The 14,661-nt window shown below is 71.5% G+C and carries 14 protein-coding genes and 1 pseudogene; 7 read left to right on the forward strand and 8 right to left on the reverse strand.

Going from position 1 to position 14,661, the window contains the following annotated elements:
- Positions 1-3: 3 nt before the first annotated feature.
- Both H7A72_RS14760 and H7A72_RS14765 read right to left on the reverse strand, forming a co-directional pair.
- Complete coding sequence (locus H7A72_RS14760) at positions 4-1,044, reverse strand: LCP family protein (protein WP_185220997.1); 1,041 nt, start codon at positions 1,042-1,044, stop codon at positions 4-6.
- Between the two features lie 198 nt (positions 1,045-1,242).
- A complete protein-coding gene (locus H7A72_RS14765; protein WP_072625714.1) occupies positions 1,243-1,509 on the reverse strand; it encodes a ribonuclease E inhibitor RraB in 267 nt (88 codons plus the stop codon).
- A gap of 63 nt (positions 1,510-1,572) precedes the next feature.
- Here H7A72_RS14765 and H7A72_RS14770 point away from each other — a divergent pair, with 63 nt between their 5' ends.
- Both H7A72_RS14770 and H7A72_RS14775 read left to right on the forward strand, forming a co-directional pair.
- Positions 1,573-2,034 (forward strand): SRPBCC family protein, encoded by a 462-nt coding sequence (locus tag H7A72_RS14770; protein ID WP_185220998.1) that lies wholly within the window; start codon positions 1,573-1,575, stop codon positions 2,032-2,034.
- 41 nt (positions 2,035-2,075) lie between these two features.
- A complete protein-coding gene (locus tag H7A72_RS14775) occupies positions 2,076-3,278 on the forward strand; it encodes a cysteine desulfurase-like protein (protein WP_185220999.1) in 1,203 nt (400 codons plus the stop codon).
- Between the two features lie 76 nt (positions 3,279-3,354).
- Here H7A72_RS14775 and H7A72_RS14780 read toward each other — a convergent pair whose 3' ends face one another.
- The gene (locus H7A72_RS14780; RefSeq protein ID WP_185221000.1) at positions 3,355-3,924 is read right to left on the reverse strand and encodes a TIGR03086 family metal-binding protein; all 570 of its coding nucleotides are present in this window, start codon (positions 3,922-3,924) and stop codon (positions 3,355-3,357) included.
- 140 nt (positions 3,925-4,064) lie between these two features.
- Here H7A72_RS14780 and H7A72_RS14785 point away from each other — a divergent pair, with 140 nt between their 5' ends.
- A complete protein-coding gene (locus H7A72_RS14785; RefSeq protein WP_223277669.1) occupies positions 4,065-4,904 on the forward strand; it encodes an SGNH/GDSL hydrolase family protein in 840 nt (279 codons plus the stop codon).
- Positions 4,905-4,926: 22 nt separating this feature from the next.
- Here H7A72_RS14785 and H7A72_RS14790 read toward each other — a convergent pair whose 3' ends face one another.
- The 5 genes from H7A72_RS14790 to H7A72_RS14810 all read right to left on the reverse strand — a co-directional run bounded on the left by H7A72_RS14790 (position 4,927) and on the right by H7A72_RS14810 (position 10,602).
- Positions 4,927-5,385 carry a heat shock protein transcriptional repressor HspR gene (locus tag H7A72_RS14790; protein ID WP_185221002.1) on the reverse strand — a complete coding sequence of 153 codons (459 nt, stop codon included), beginning with the start codon at positions 5,383-5,385 and terminating at the stop codon, positions 4,927-4,929.
- Between the two features lie 43 nt (positions 5,386-5,428).
- Positions 5,429-6,451 (reverse strand): DnaJ C-terminal domain-containing protein, encoded by a 1,023-nt coding sequence (locus tag H7A72_RS14795; protein ID WP_185221003.1) that lies wholly within the window; start codon positions 6,449-6,451, stop codon positions 5,429-5,431.
- Positions 6,452-6,472: 21 nt separating this feature from the next.
- A complete protein-coding gene (locus H7A72_RS14800) occupies positions 6,473-7,114 on the reverse strand; it encodes a nucleotide exchange factor GrpE (protein WP_185221004.1) in 642 nt (213 codons plus the stop codon).
- Positions 7,111-8,997 (reverse strand): molecular chaperone DnaK, encoded by a 1,887-nt coding sequence (gene dnaK, locus H7A72_RS14805; RefSeq protein ID WP_185221005.1) that lies wholly within the window; start codon positions 8,995-8,997, stop codon positions 7,111-7,113. The genes H7A72_RS14800 and dnaK overlap by 4 nt, the downstream gene beginning before the upstream one ends.
- Positions 8,998-9,894: 897 nt before the next feature.
- Positions 9,895-10,602, reverse strand: coding sequence for a spermidine synthase (locus H7A72_RS14810; protein ID WP_084449762.1), 708 nt, complete (start codon positions 10,600-10,602; stop codon positions 9,895-9,897).
- Positions 10,603-10,921: 319 nt separating this feature from the next.
- Between H7A72_RS14810 and H7A72_RS17250 the strand changes: the two are divergent.
- The 4 genes and pseudogenes from H7A72_RS17250 to H7A72_RS14830 form a co-directional block, all read left to right on the forward strand.
- A pseudogene (locus tag H7A72_RS17250) lies at positions 10,922-11,023 on the forward strand (type II toxin-antitoxin system YoeB family toxin); the annotation flags it as partial.
- A gap of 154 nt (positions 11,024-11,177) precedes the next feature.
- A complete protein-coding gene (locus H7A72_RS14820) occupies positions 11,178-11,387 on the forward strand; it encodes a heavy-metal-associated domain-containing protein (RefSeq protein WP_072625748.1) in 210 nt (69 codons plus the stop codon).
- 2 nt (positions 11,388-11,389) lie between these two features.
- Positions 11,390-12,376 (forward strand): heavy-metal-associated domain-containing protein, encoded by a 987-nt coding sequence (locus H7A72_RS14825; RefSeq protein WP_185221006.1) that lies wholly within the window; start codon positions 11,390-11,392, stop codon positions 12,374-12,376.
- Entirely contained in the window at positions 12,366-14,615 is a 2,250-nt protein-coding gene (locus H7A72_RS14830; protein ID WP_185221007.1) for a cation-translocating P-type ATPase, read from the forward strand. The genes H7A72_RS14825 and H7A72_RS14830 overlap by 11 nt, the downstream gene beginning before the upstream one ends.
- The last annotated feature ends 46 nt before the right edge of the window (positions 14,616-14,661 follow it).

Consider the following 14,661-nt stretch of genomic DNA (forward strand, 5'->3'; position numbering starts at 1 on the left):
AAGTCACCATCGGTCGACTCGGCCCCGGGAGCGGGAGTACCAGAGAGCTCGGTAGCCGTCGAGCTTTTGCACGCCCGGCTCGATGTAGCCGGTCGTGCCGACGACGACGCCACCCTCGATCTTGCAGCCGATGCACACCCGCTCCTTGACATCGATCGTCACGCCGCCCATCGCGTCGACGAGCTGGGTGAAGCCCTCCAGGTTGATGACCGTCGTGTAGTCGATGTCGAGGCCGAGGATCTGCGACGCAGCGTCCTTGGTGACGGTCAGGCCGGGGTTGTCGTCGCCGGGGAAGAGCTCGGCGTTGTCCCGACCGAGGGTCCAGACGTACTCCATGAGGCACTGGTCGCCGCAGTTGAACCCCTCTGGGTACTGCTTCGACAGTGGGTTGTCCTTCGAGAAGGGGATGTTCTGCAAGTTGCGGGGGATGCCGAAGAGCACGGTCTCGCCGGTCTTGGTGTCGACGCTCGCCACCATGATCGAGTCGGGACGGATGCCGTCGCGGTCCTCACCCGCGTCCGATCCGACGAGCATGACGTTGACTCGGCCGGTGCCGGCCCACGGGTCGTCACCATCGCCGGGCGCGGCCGCGCCCGCAGGGCGCAGCTGGTCGAAGACGGTGCCGATCAGCGAGCGCTGGATGACCGCGTAGCGCACCGACTGCGCAGCCGGCGCGAAGATCAGCAGCGCCGCCAGCGAGGCGAAGACCACCATGGCGATGCGCGGCCGTCCGCTCATGCCCGGTGGCATGTTGTCCCGAGCCGTGGTGACGATGCCCCAGATCCAGATGAGGGCGCCGACGGCGACCACGGGGATGAGGATCATCAAGGCCTGCCGGCTCACGCCGACGCCGATGACCGAGGAGGTGACTCCCTTCGTCAGACCCCACCCGCAGACGGCGAGGATCGTGAGGAAGAACCCGGCCACCATCGCGATGCCGGTGCGACGCCGGGTCTGGATCAGGCCGAGGCCGGGAACGACCGTGCTGGCTGCCGTCAGGGTGTAGTAGCGACGGGTCTGTCGGGCCTGACGACGCGAGGCCATGCCACGCTCGCCCAGGGCGCGATGGCACCCCGCGGGCTCACTGCCAGTGTCCACGGGCGAAACCTCCGATGTCGGGACCCGTGGACGCCGGGTGGATGGGGACGGTCCGTGGGTAGTTCGTCACCATATCGTGACACAAGGGAGTGCCGAGGCCGCAACATCGCGCGATCCCAGGCACCCGTGGCGGGTCGCTGACGCTCAGGTCCGCGGCTCGGGGTCGTACCAGCCGTCGTGGTCCTCGGCAAGCTTGGCGAAGCGCTCACGCAGCCCCTTGGCGACCGCCCCGGACTCGTCGGCGACCATCTCCTCGGTCACGTGGACGGCCCACTCGTGGTCCTCGCTGTCGTCCTCACCGGCGAGGGCCTCACGCACGACGCGGACCTCGGTGAAGCCCTCGTCGCGCAGGTCCTCGGCGATGCGATCGGCGTCGTCACGGTCGGGGAAGACCATCAGGTGCTCGGACATGTCACCAGCCTGTCACGACCACGGGGGTGGACATCGGACGGCGCGCGTGGTGTCGTCGACGGCATGGCACAAGAGCAGAAGATCACTGTCCAGCGCACCGTCGACGCGCCCGCCAAGGACGTCTTCGAGGTGCTCACCAACCCCGAACGGCACGCCGAGCTCGACGGCTCCGGCTTCGTCCGCTCGGACGAGAAGACCGATCGGATCCAGGCCGTCGGCGACGTCTTCACGATGAACATGTCCGGCGACCACATGGGCGGCGAGTACCAGACGGACAACCACGTCACCGCCTACGACACCAACAAGATGGTCGGCTGGAAGACCGCGCCCGCCGGCACCGAGCCGCCCGGGTGGGAGTGGCTGTGGGAGCTGGAGCCGCAGGGCTCGGACAGCACCATCGTCACCCACACCTACGACTGGAGCGGCGTCAACGACCAGGCCCTCCTGGACAAGGTCGGCTTCCCGCTCGTCAAGGAGTCGCAGCTCGAGGACTCGCTGGCGCGCCTCGCGGCCGCGGTGAGCTGACCGCCTTCCCCGGCGGCGACGTCGGTGGGCATGATCACGACATGTCCGTCGACGTCGCCGCACTCCGCGCCCTCTTCCCCTCCCTTCACTCCGGCATAGCCCACTTCGACGGGCCGGGCGGCACCCAGACCCCGGCCGAGGTCGGTGAGGCGATCGCTGCGACGCTCACCGGGCCGCTGTCCAACCGCGGCTCCTCGGTGGCGAGCGAGCGCAACGCCGAGGCAGCCATCGCCGGCTTCCGCTCCGCGATGGCCGACCTGCTCGGGGCCTCCCCCGACGGGATCGTCTACGGCCGCAGCGCCACCCAGCTCACCTACGACATCTCGCGGGCGCTGGCGAAGGGGTGGGGGCCGGGTGACGAGGTCGTCGTCACCGAGCTCGACCACGACTGCAACGTGCGGCCGTGGGTGCAGGCCGCCGAGGCCGTCGGGGCGAGCGTGCGGTGGCTGCGGCTCGACTCCTCGACGGCCGAGCTGGACCTGACCGACCTCGACGAGATCGTCACCGAGCGCACCCGGCTCGTCGCGGTGACCGGTGCGTCCAACCTGCTCGGCAGCCGTCCGCCCGTGGCCCGGATCGCCGAGCGGGCCCACGCGGTCGGGGCGCTCGTGCACGTCGACGGAGTGCACCTGACGGCGCACGCGCACATCGACGTCGCGGCGCTCGGCGCCGACCTCTACGTGTGCTCGCCGTACAAGTTCTTCGGCCCGCACTGCGCGGCGCTGGCGGCGGATCCGACTCTCCTGCACGGCCTTCGGCCCGACAAGCTGCTGCCGTCGACCGATGCGGTGCCGGAGCGCTTCGAGCTGGGGACGCTGCCCTACGAGATCATGGCGGGCGCCACAGCGGCGGTCGACGTCATCGCGTCGCTGGCCCCGCAGGGCCTGTCGCGCCGGGAGCGGCTGGCGGCGGCGCACGATCTCGTCCACGCCCACGAGCTACGCCTGCGGCAGCGGATCGAGGCCGCGCTCGCCGACCTCGGCGACCGGGTCGTGCTCCACTCGCGGGCCGCCGACCGCACCCCGACGCTCTTCTTCACCCTGCCGGGCGGTGATGCCCGCGCGGTCGCCGCGAAGCTCGCCGCGGTGGACGTGCTCGCGCCGGCCGGGACCTTCTACGCGCACGAGCCCTTCCGGGCGCTCGGACTCGACGTCGACGTCGGGATCCGCGTCGGTGTCGCGCCCTACACCGATGACTCCGACGTCGACCGGCTGCTCACCGGGTTGGGCGAAGCGCTCGCCTGACCCCGCCCAACTTCGCCCGCCCGCGACCCCGGCAGCGTTGGTGCCACCCGGCCGCCGCCCACGCGGCGAGGGCCAGTCAGGCGCGCGGGTCGCGCCCGGTGAAGGCGATGACCCGCTCCTGGCGGCTGGCATCGGGGCCGACCTCGACGGCCGGGCCGCAGACGCCCTCGCTGCGCACGGCGTCGCCGAATCCGGCCAGCGCCTCCTCGACCTGGTCGAGCTCGCGGTCGCTCAGCTCGACCGGGACGCCCGCGGCCGCACCGATGTCCCAGCGGTGGACGAGCAGGTCGAAGCCGTAGAAGCGGTCGAAGGCGGCGCCCACCGTCGTCGAGCCGAAGGGCGTCTCGTAGGGCCGCTCGGCCAGGGTGTCGTCGGCGAGCTGCCGGGCGACGCCCTCGGCGTGGGTGCGCCACGCGGTGGCCGGCCCGAGCGCAGCGACCGTCGGCGCCGGGTCAGGCAGGTCGGCGCCCGCCTTGAGCAGGAAGTCACGCTGGGTGTCGATGAGGTGCTGCACGACGTCGAGCCCCGACCAGCCGGCGCACGGGCTCGGGCCCGCGAGCGCCTGCGGGTCGGTGGCGTCGACGAGACGCATGAGCGGGGTGTTCTTGCGATCGAAGACCGAGGCGGCGTCCTGGGGAAGTGGCATGGAGCACAGCCTGCCAGCGCCCTCCGACAACGGCCACGGCCCTCCCTTCGTCCTGCGGGTGAACTCCCGGCGGCGAGATGGCGAAGGGAGCCCCGCTCCCCTTGATCAGGGGCGGACCGCCCCGCCAGCATGACCACGACATGAGTGGGCTCTTCGTCGCGGTCGGCGACTCCTTCACCGAGGGCGTGGGCGACCCGCACGTCCACTACCCCAACCAGGTGCGGGGCTGGGCGGACCGGCTCGCCCGCCAGCTCGGCCGCGCCGACCCCGCCTGGCGCTATGCCAACCTGGCGATCCGCAGCAAGTTCCTCGACCAGGTCGTCACCGACCAGCTCGACCTCGCGATCGCCATGCGCCCGACGCACATCTCCTTCGCCGCCGGCGGCAACGACCTGCTCTCGCTGCGTGCCGACGTCGACGGCATCGCGACCCGCTACGAGGCCGCGCTGCGGCGGCTCGTCGACACCGGCGCCCAGGTCGTCGTCTTCACGACCTTCGTGCCGCAGGCCTCCGGCCTGCTCAAGCCGCTGACCCGACGGGTCGAGGGGTTCAACTCCGCGATCCGCGACCTCGCGGCGACCCACGACGTCACGCTCGTCGACCACGCCCTCATGGCGGAGTACGACCAGCGCACGCTGTGGGCGATGGACCGGATCCACATGGCCCGGCCGGGGCACAAGCGGATGGCCGCGGCCGTCGCGGAGCGCATCGGGGTGCAGCACACGCTCAAGCTGAGCAACTTCGTCCCCCACGAGCCGTCCGGTTGGCGCGGCGCGCTCGAGGCGGAGGCGAGGTTTGTCCGGGACGAGGTCGTCCCGCTGGTGCGCCGCCGCCTGCGCGGGGAGTACGAAGGGGACACCACGCGCCCCAAGTGGCCGGACCCGATCCACCCGGCCGATGGCCTGAAGCGTCTGGCGGCCGAGCAGGCCGCCGTCGAGCGACGGCTGCGGGAGTGGGGCGAGGTGCTCGAGCGGGTCTGACCCGGACGTCGAGGGCGCGAGGTCAGGCGCGGCCGTACGGCTGCCACACGACGAGCGCCTGCCCGCCGGTCTGCTGCCGCGGGCGCTGCCCGTGACGCAGGGCGACGATGTCACCCTGCGAGCCGACCGCGAAGAAGCGCCGACCCTGCCCGAGCTGCTCGTGCGCGGCGTCGAGCTCGTCGTCGAGCTCGGCGACCCGCTCGCGCAGCGCCTCGACCTGGTGTTCGAGGTCGAAGATGCGCTGGATCGCGGCGAGCGAGACGCCCTCCTCCTGGGAAAGCCGCTGCACCTCGCGCAGCCGGGTGACGTCGGCGGCGCTGTAGCGTCGGCCGCCACCCCGGGTGCGCAAGGGCGTGACGAGCCCGATCCGGTCGTACTGGCGCAGCGTCTGCGCGTGCATACCGGCGAGCTCGGCGGCGACGGAGATGACGTAGACGGGCGTGCGGTCGTCACCGCTCATGCCGGAGATCCGTGCCACCATGCCCACCTCCTGTCGTCATCGGTGCGTCACCAGTGTGTCGCGGTCAGGCGCTCGCGGCGGCGAACAGCGCGGCGCGCGGGTCGTCGGTGCGGGCATCGCGCAGGACCTCGACGGCCTCGCGCTCGGCCTCGCTGAGCTCGGTCGGCACGATGATCTGGACCTTGGCGAGCAGATCGCCGGTGGCCCCCTTCGTCGCGATGCCGCGTCCCTTGAGCCGCAGGACGCGGCCGCTCGGGGTCCCCGGCGCGATCCTGACCTTGACCTGCGACCCGTCGAGGGTCGGCACGGCGACCGTGGCACCGAGGGCGGCCTCGGGGAAGGTCACCGGCAGATCGAGGGTCAGGTTGTCGCCGTCGCGGCCGTAGACCGGGTGCTTGCCCACCGACACGGTGAGGATGAGGTCACCGCGGGGCCCGCCCTGGTCGCCGTGACCTCCCTTGCCGCGCAGGCGGATCTTCTGGCCGTCCTTGACGCCGGCAGGGATCCTGGCGTTGACCTTCTCGCCGTTGACGGTCAGGGCGATGGTGCGCCCCTCGACCGCGTCGCGGAAGGACAGCTCGGTGCGGGCGGTGAGGTCCTGGCCCTTGACCGGGCCCCGCGGGGCGCGGAAGCCCGCACCCTGCCCACCGAAGCCGGCGCCGCCGCCCCCGCCGAACATCGACAGGATGTCCTCGAGGTCGGGCTCGCCCGCCCCACCCCCGGCGAAGGGGGAGCCGCCGCCGGTGCTGTAGCGCACCCGCGAGCCGCCCCCTCCCCCGCCGAAGGCGGAGAAGATGTCCTCGAAGCCTGCGCCCCCACCCGGGCCGCCGGCGGTGAATCGCGCACCGCCGCCAGCCATCGAGCGGATGGCGTCGTACTCACGACGCTGCTCCGGGTCGGAGAGCACGGCGTGCGCCTCACCGACGTCCTTGAACTTCTGCTCGGCGGCGGCGTCCCCGGCATTGCGGTCGGGGTGGTACTGCTTGGCGAGCTTGCGGTAGGCCTTCTTGATCTCCGTGGTATCAGCGTCCTTGGCGACGCCCAGGACCGCGTAGAAGTCCTTGTCCAACCAGTCCTGACTGGCCATGTCTCCTCCTCTCGGTGGTGGTTACTGCGGGTCGGCGACCGCGACGCGGGCGGCGCGCAGGACGCGCTCGCCGGCGCGGTAGCCGGGCTGGAGCACGGTGACGACCGTCGTGGCCGTCGCGTCGCTCGGCAGCTCCGGGTCGGAGGCGTCCCACGCGCCGTGCATGAGGGCCTCGTGCACGTTGGGGTCGAAGGCCTCGCCCTTGACGCCCACGCGCTCCAGGCCCTGCTTGGTGAGGACCTGCTCGAGCTTGTCGGCGATCGCCCGGAAGGGACTGCCCTCCGGCAGGTCGCCGTGCTGCTCGGCGAGGTGGATCTCGTCGAGGACCGGCAGGAGCGACTCGAGCAGGTCGTGGACCGCGCGCTCCTTGTGCACCGGGAGGTCCCGGTCGACGCGCCGCTTGTAGTTGACGTACTCGGCCTGCAGGCGCAGGTAGTCGTCCTGGAGCTTGTCGGCGCGGGCCGTGTCGGGGTGGACCTCGGCGTCGCCGGTGGCCTCCCCTTCGCCCGGGGCGGTGGCCCCGTCGGCCGGGGTGGCCGACTCAGGCGCAGCGTCAGCTGCGGCCTCGTCGACCACCTCGGCCTCGACGACCTGCTCCTCGGCCTCCGGGTGGGCCGCGTCCGCGGTCACCTCGGGCTCGATCGGCTGGTTGGGGTCGGTCACTTCTTCTCCTCGTCGTCGTCGACGACCTCGGCGTCGACGATGTCGTCGTCACCCTCGGGAGCGGGCTGCTCGGCGCCGGCGTCGCCGCCGGGGGCCGCGCCCTCGCCCTGCTCCGCGGAGGCCGCGTAGAGGGCGGCGCCCATCTTCTGCGACTCCTCGTTGAGGGTGTCGACCTTCTTGGCCAGCTCCTCGACGCTCACGCCGGACTCCGGCTTGAGGGCCTCCTTGAGGTCGGCGAGCGCGTCGTCGACGGGCTTGCGCTGCTCGTCGGTCAGCTTGTCACCGGACTCACCGAGGAACTTCTCGGTGGAGTAGACGAGGTTCTCCGCGTTGTTGCGGGCCTCGGTCTCCTCGCGCCGGGCCTTGTCCTCGTCGGCGTGCGCCTCGGCCTCCTTGACCATGCGCTCGATCTCCTCCTTCGACAGCGCAGAGCCGCCGGAGATGGTGATCTTCTGCTCCTGGCCGGTGCCCCGGTCCTTGGCCGTCACGTGGACGATGCCGTTGGCGTCGATGTCGAAGGTGACCTCGATCTGCGGCACGCCGCGCGGCGCCGGCGCGATGCCGGAGAGCTCGAAGGTGCCGAGGTTCTTGTTCTCCCGCGCGATTTCGCGCTCACCCTGGAAGACCTGGATCAGCACGGAGGGCTGGTTGTCCTCGGCGGTGGAGAAGACCTCGGAGCGCTTCGTCGGGATGGCGGTGTTGCGCTCGATGAGCTTGGTGAAGAGGCCGCCCTTGGTCTCGATGCCGAGGGAGAGCGGCGTGACGTCGATGAGCAGGACGTCGTTGCGCTCGCCCTTGAGGACACCGGCCTGCAGGGCCGCGCCGAGCGCGACGACCTCGTCCGGGTTGACGCCCTTGTTGGGCTCCTTGCCGCCGGTCAGCTCCTTGACGAGCGAGCTGACGGCCGGCATGCGGGTGGAGCCACCGACGAGGACCACGTGGTCGATGTCGGAGACCTGGACGCCCGCGTCCTTGATGACGTTCTCGAAGGGGGTCCTGGTCCGGTCGAGCAGGTCCTTGGTCATCTGCTCGAAGTTCGCCCGCGAGAGCGACTCGTCGAGGTGGATGGGGCCGTTCTCGCCCATGGACAGGTACTGCAGGTTGATCGACGTGGTCGTCGAGGAGGAGAGCTCCTTCTTCGCCTGCTCGGCGGCGTCGCGCAGACGCTGCATGGCGATCTTGTCGCCGGAGAGGTCGACGCCGGTGTTGTTCTTCACCTGGGTCAGGAGGTGATCGACGATGCGCTCGTCCCAGTCGTCGCCACCGAGCTGGTTGTCACCGGAGGTCGCGCGGACCTGGATGGTGGAGAAGCCGTCCTCGGGGTCCTTGCCGACCTCGAGCAGGGAGACGTCGAAGGTGCCGCCACCGAGGTCGAAGACGAGGATGAGCTCGTCCTCCTTGCCCTTGTCGAGGCCGTAGGCCAGGGCGGCCGCCGTCGGCTCGTTGACGATGCGCAGGACATTGAGGCCCGCGATCTCGCCGGCCTCCTTGGTGGCCTGGCGCTCGGCGTCGTCGAAGTAGGCGGGGACGGTGATGACCGCGTCGGTGACGTCCTCACCGAGGTAGGACTCGGCGTCGCGCTTGAGCTTCTGCAGCGTACGGGCGCTGATCTCCTGGGCGGTGTACTTCTTGCCGTCGATGTCGTCGGTCGTCCAGTCGGTGCCCATGTGGCGCTTGACCGAGCGGATGGTGCGGTCGGCGTTGGTCACCGCCTGACGCTTGGCGATGTCGCCGACGAGGACCTCGCCGCCCTTGGAGAAGGCGACGACGGAGGGGGTGGTGCGGCCACCCTCGGCGTTCGGGATGATCGTGGGCTCGCCACCCTCGAGGACGGCGACGGCAGAGTTGGTGGTTCCGAGGTCGATGCCAACGGCACGGGCCATGAGGCGCTCCTTTGTTCGGGTGGTCGAGGTGGTCACCCCGACGCGGGTTGAGTTGCTGTCGCTCAACTTAGGATCCCGTCCGCGGATTGCGCAAATCCGTGACCCAAAAGTTGAGTTCACTTGGCTCAACTACGAGCGAAGGGAGTTCATTCCCGGCTGCCTGCATCGCCCTTCGTACCTGGGAGGGCCCGTCTGGCCGGGAAGTCCTGATCTGGCCGGGATATCCGCGCGTGGCCGGGAAAGCCGGACGTGCCCGCGCAATTGCGCGGCCACGTCCGCGCTTCCCGGTCATCCGCAACTTTCCCGGCCAGGCCCCATGCCCCGATCCCTGCCCTTCGAGACGTCGGCCGCGGGCGGCCTCCTCCTCAGGACCCGGAGGGCGCCCCGCGCCCGTCTCGAAGGGCGGCACACTCGGGCCAGACGAGCTACCTGTCGATCGGCAGCATCGGGTCCTTCGCCTCGGTGCTGTCCCTCGGCCCGTCGATGTCGCTCGGCTCCCTGCTGTCGTGGCAGAGCCTGGGGTCGGCGATGTCGGCGCAGAGCACCGCGTCGATGCTCTCGAGCCAGTCGACGCAGGCGATGCGCTCCAGCTGCGACGAGCGGCTCTCGGCCCGACGGGTGCCGGCCTTCGACGCCAGCGCCCGGCCCGAAGAGCCCCTGCCGCGCCTCGGGGTCGTCGGGGATCTGGGCGCAGAAGCCCTCGGCCGCATCCAGCGCCTCAGGGTCAGGATCGAAGCCTTGGCCCGTCCCCTTCGCCAGGTCCCAGGCGTGCAGGACGAGCTCGTCGAGCGCGACGGCACCGGCCGCCTCGGTGCTGCCCGAGGACTGGCGGGTGGCGATCCCCCTTCGTCTGGCGGAGCTGGTCCGGGCCTGGCAGGACCCGCTACCCCCGCCAGCTCAGAACGCGACGTAGACGGTGTTGCTCGACTGCCCGCCGGTGAGGAAGTTGTCGAAGGCGACGACGTGCGCCTCGACCTCGTCGAAGACCTGCTCGAGCAGCGCGCAGAAGTCGGCGTCCGGCGGGTCGTCGGACCACATGGCGAAGACGCCGCCCGGGCGCAGGTGCGCCCGCAGCCGCTGCAGACCCTCGACGGAGTAGAAGGGGGCGTGGTCGGGGTGGAGCAGGCGGTGCGGCGTGTGGTCGATGTCAAGGAGCACCGCGTCGTGCAGCCGGCCCGGCTCGTCCGGGTCGAAGCCCTCCTCGGACCCCGCGAGCTCGAAGAAGTTGCCGAGCAGCAGGCGAGTGCGCTCGTCGCGCACGACGGCGGGCGCGTCCGGCAGCAGCTCCCGCTCGTGCCAGTCGATGACCTCGGGCATGGCGTCGACGACGAGCATCGAGCTCACCCGCGGGTCCTCCAGCGCCGCCTTGGCGGTACACCCCAGGCCCAGGCCGCCGACGACGACGTCGAGCTGGTCCCCCTTCGCCCTGGTCAGACCGAGGCGAGCCAGCTCGATCTCGGCGACCGTGAAGAGGCTCGACATGAGGAACTCGTCGCCGAGCTTGACCTCGTAGACGTCGACCTTGAGCGTCGGCTCGATCCGCCGACGCAGGCTGATCTCACCTCTGGGGGTCTCGCTCCAGGCGAGCTCTTCGAAGCGGCGCATCCGCTCAGTCTGCCCTGCACGGGGCCTGGGGCGCCCAGTCCCACCGGATCCCGTGGACGCCGACCGCGGCCTCGGGCTGGGCCAGGTGCACCCGGTCGCCATGCTCGAGCGCGAGCTCGTGCGAGCGCAGGTCGGGGCCGTCGGCGTGGGCGCGGTGGAAGGCGTCGACCCGCGTCGGCAGCTGCGCCCGGTCGAAGGAGACCTCGGTGACCAGGAGCGCCGTCTCCTGGCCCGACCAGCGGTAGTAGCCCTCGGAGAGCACCGAGTTGGCGTCGTCGATCTGCGCGTCGTAGACGACGGTGTCGCCCGCCGCGACTTCGCGGAGTACTGGTATCGCCGCATCACCGACGAGCACCGGCTCGTCTACAAGGTCATCGGCGACGAGGTGCGCATCGCCGCTTGCCGCTACCACTGCGGCTGAGTCCGGCACCGGCACCACCGCGAGAACCCTTCGACCGGCTACGCCCGCGACTGAGTCGCGCCTTCTCGACACTCCGGTGCCGGAATACCTCAAGGGGGTATACAGTTGACCTCATCAGATACCCCCCATAGGTATAGATCGAGAGGAACCCACGATGAGCGCGACCACCACCGAGTACCAGGTGACCGGCATGACCTGCGGCCACTGCGAGATGTCCGTCCGCGAGGAGGTCAGCGAGATCCCCGGCGCCGAGGTCGTCGAGGTGAGCTCCGCGACCGGCAAGCTCGTCGTCTCCGGTGACGTCGACGACGCGGCCGTCATCGCCGCAGTCACCGAGGCCGGCTACACGGCTACCAAGGCCTGAGGATGAACGCCCCGACCCGTCTCGGTCTCTTCGGTCTCGCCCTCGCGGTCGTCTTCGCGCTCGCCGCGGTCACGGCCCGCGCGGTCGTGCCCGAGGAGACCGCGCGGGCCTGGGCGCAGGAGAGCACCACCCACGGCGGCGAGCACGCCTCCCCCACCGACGACGGCACCGGCGACGCCGCCGGTGACCACTCCGCCCACGACGACGCAGCCGCACCCGCGGGCCTGGCGCTCGAGCAGGACGGCTACCGCCTCACCGGCGTCTCCGCCCCGACCGAGGTCGACGAGCGCGGCCGCCTCGAGCTGACGGTCACCGACGCCGACGGCGACCCGGTCACCGACTACTCCGTCGAGCACGAGGAGGAGCTGCACCTGGTCGTCGTACGCAGCGACGGCCAGCACTTCCGTCACGTCCACCCGCAGCGCGCCGCCGACGGCACGTGGTCGCTGCCGTGGACCTGGCAGGCCGCCGGCACCTACCGCCTCTACGCCGACACCACCCCGGCCGACGCCGACGAAGGGGTGACCCTCACCTCCACAGTCGACGTCGCCGGTGACCTCACCCCCACCGCGTCGCAACCGACCCGGACCACGAGCGTCGACGGCCTCGACGTCAGTGTCGAGGGCGACCTCGTGCCCGGCGAGGAGTCGCGCCTCACCCTGCGGGTCGAGCGCGACGGCGAGCCCGTGACGACGATCGAGCCCTACCTCGGCGCCGCCGGCCACCTCGTCGCGCTGCGCGAGGGCGACCTGGCCTACCTCCACGTCCACCCCGAGGGCGAAGCGCCCACGGCCGCCGAGCCCGGCGGCCCGGAGATCGACTTCGTCACCACGGCCCCGACGCCCGGGCGCTACCTGCTCTACCTCGACGTCAAGGTCGACGGGCAGGTGCACACGGCGCCGCTCGTCGTCGACACCGCGGGCAGCAGCCCCGCGGGCAGCACCGCAACCCCCAGCACCTCGCACGGAGACACCGACCATGACCACTGAGACCGACCCGGTCACCACCTCGACCGTCGAGCTGCAGATCGGCGGCATGACCTGCGCGTCGTGCGCCAACCGGATCGAGCGCAAGCTCAACAAGCTCGACGACGTCACCGCGAGCGTCAACTACGCGACCGAGAAGGCGACGGTCACCGCCCCCTTCGGCACCGACCCGCAGGACCTCATCACGGTCGTCGAGCAGACCGGCTACACCGCGACCCTGCCGGCGGCGGAACCCCCTTCGTCCGAGGAGGATGCCCCGCAGGACCGAGAGCTGACCGCCCTGCGCCAGCGACTCATCGGCTCGGCTGTGCTCGCCGTCCCGGTCATCCTGCTGGCGATGGTCCCGGCCCTGCAGTTCGACTACTGGGGCTTCGCCTCGCTCGTGCTCGCGACGCCGGTCGTCTTCTGGGCCGGCTGGCCCTTCCACCGCGCGACGTGGACCAACCTGCGCCACGGCGCGGCGACGATGGACACGCTGATCTCCGTCGGCACGCTGTCGGCCTGGCTGTGGTCGGTCGTCGCCCTCTTCTTCGGCACCGCCGGCGACCGGGGGATGACGCACGCCTTCGAGCTGACGATCTCGCGCACCGACGGCCTCGGCAGCATCTACCTCGAGGTCGCCGCCGGCGTCATCACCTTCATCCTCATGGGGCGCTACTTCGAGAAGCGGTCCAAGCGCCGCGCCGGCGACGCCCTGCGCGCCCTGCTAGAGCTCGGCGCCAAGGAGGTCGCCGTCCTGCGCGGCGGCACCGAGGTGCGGATCCCGGTCGAGGAGCTGACGGTCGGTGACGAGTTCGTCGTGCGGCCGGGTGAAAAGGTCGCGACCGACGGCGTCATCACCTCGGGGACGAGCGCCATCGACGCCTCGATGCTCACCGGCGAGTCCGTCCCGGTCGAGGTCGGCGAGGGCGATGCCGTGACGGGCGCGACGGTCAACGAGGGTGGCCGGCTGGTCGTGCGCGCCACCCGGGTCGGCTCCGACACCCAGCTGGCGCAGATGGCCCGGCTCGTCGAGGACGCGCAGTCCGGCAAGGCCGAGGTCCAGCGCCTCGCCGACACGGTCTCGGGGGTCTTCGTCCCCGTCGCCATCGCGATCGCCGTCGCGACCCTCGGCGCCTGGCTCGGCGCGGGCTTCCCCGTCAGCGCCGCCTTCACCGCGGCCGTCGCGGTCCTCATCATCGCCTGCCCGTGCGCGCTCGGTCTGGCGACGCCCACCGCCCTGCTCGTCGGCACGGGTCGCGGCGCGCAGATGGGCGTGCTCATCAAGGGCCCCGAGGTCCTGGAGGCCACGCGCACGGTCGACACGATCGTCCTCGACAAGACCGGCACGGTCACGTCCGGTGCCATGGCCCTCGTCGACTCCGTCCCGGCGAAGGGGGTGGACCGCACCGATCTCCTCCGGCTGGCCGGGGCCCTCGAGCACGCGTCGGAGCACCCCATCGCCCAGGCCATCGCGAAGGGAGCCGCTGCCGAGGTCGGCGACCTGCCGGTCGTCGAGGGCTTCGACAACGTGCAGGGCCAGGGCGTCACCGGCGTCGTCGACGGACACGCGGTCGTCGCCGGCCGTGAGTCGCTGCTCGCCGACTGGGCCATGGCGCTCGACGGCGAGCTGGCCGCGGCCAAGGCGGCCGCCGAGGCCGAGGGTCGCACGGCGATCGCCGTCGGCTGGGACGGGCTGGCGCGTGGCGTGCTCGTCGTCTCCGACACGGTGAAGCCGACGAGCGCCGAGGCCATCGCCGGGCTGAAGAAGCTCGGCCTCACCCCCGTCCTGCTCACCGGGGACAACCGCGCGGTCGCCGAGCAGGTCGCCGCCGAGGTCGGCATCGACGAGGTCATCGCCGAGGTCATGCCCGCCGACAAGGTCGACGTCGTCACGCGCCTGCAGGGCGAGGGCAAGGTCGTCGCGATGGTCGGCGACGGGGTCAACGACGCACCCGCGCTCGCGCAGGCCGACCTCGGGCTGGCGATGGGCACGGGCACCGACGTGGCGATCGAGGCGGCCGACATCACCCTCGTGCGAGGGGACCTGCGGGCCGCGGTCGACGCGATCCGCCTCTCGCGCAAGACCCTCGGCACGATCAAGGCCAACCTCTTCTGGGCCTTCGCCTACAACACCGCGGCGATCCCGCTCGCGGCGCTCGGGCTGCTCAACCCGATGCTCGCCGGTGCCGCGATGGCCCTGTCCAGCGTCTTCGTCGTGAGCAACAGCCTGCGGCTGCGGGCCTTCCGCGCCAGCGCCTGAGCCGGGTCCCACGTCGCCCTACGTCCCGGGTAGAGGTATCTGCGTC

It is taken from the genome of Janibacter sp. YB324, from assembly GCF_014217915.1.
Lineage (GTDB): Bacteria > Actinomycetota > Actinomycetes > Actinomycetales > Dermatophilaceae > Janibacter > Janibacter indicus.

Coding starts and splice junctions, on each gene's coding strand:
- H7A72_RS14760 (WP_185220997.1), bottom strand. CDS start 1,044: ATGGCCTCGCGTCGTCAGGCCCGACAGACCCGTCGCTACTACACCCTG.
- H7A72_RS14765 (WP_072625714.1), bottom strand. CDS start 1,509: ATGTCCGAGCACCTGATGGTCTTCCCCGACCGTGACGACGCCGATCGC.
- H7A72_RS14770 (WP_185220998.1), top strand. CDS start 1,573: ATGGCACAAGAGCAGAAGATCACTGTCCAGCGCACCGTCGACGCGCCC.
- H7A72_RS14775 (WP_185220999.1), top strand. CDS start 2,076: ATGTCCGTCGACGTCGCCGCACTCCGCGCCCTCTTCCCCTCCCTTCAC.
- H7A72_RS14780 (WP_185221000.1), bottom strand. CDS start 3,924: ATGCCACTTCCCCAGGACGCCGCCTCGGTCTTCGATCGCAAGAACACC.
- H7A72_RS14785 (WP_223277669.1), top strand. CDS start 4,065: ATGAGTGGGCTCTTCGTCGCGGTCGGCGACTCCTTCACCGAGGGCGTG.
- H7A72_RS14790 (WP_185221002.1), bottom strand. CDS start 5,385: ATGGTGGCACGGATCTCCGGCATGAGCGGTGACGACCGCACGCCCGTC.
- H7A72_RS14795 (WP_185221003.1), bottom strand. CDS start 6,451: ATGGCCAGTCAGGACTGGTTGGACAAGGACTTCTACGCGGTCCTGGGC.
- dnaK (WP_185221005.1), bottom strand. CDS start 8,997: ATGGCCCGTGCCGTTGGCATCGACCTCGGAACCACCAACTCTGCCGTC.
- H7A72_RS14810 (WP_084449762.1), bottom strand. CDS start 10,602: ATGCGCCGCTTCGAAGAGCTCGCCTGGAGCGAGACCCCCAGAGGTGAG.
- H7A72_RS14820 (WP_072625748.1), top strand. CDS start 11,178: ATGAGCGCGACCACCACCGAGTACCAGGTGACCGGCATGACCTGCGGC.
- H7A72_RS14825 (WP_185221006.1), top strand. CDS start 11,390: ATGAACGCCCCGACCCGTCTCGGTCTCTTCGGTCTCGCCCTCGCGGTC.
- H7A72_RS14830 (WP_185221007.1), top strand. CDS start 12,366: ATGACCACTGAGACCGACCCGGTCACCACCTCGACCGTCGAGCTGCAG.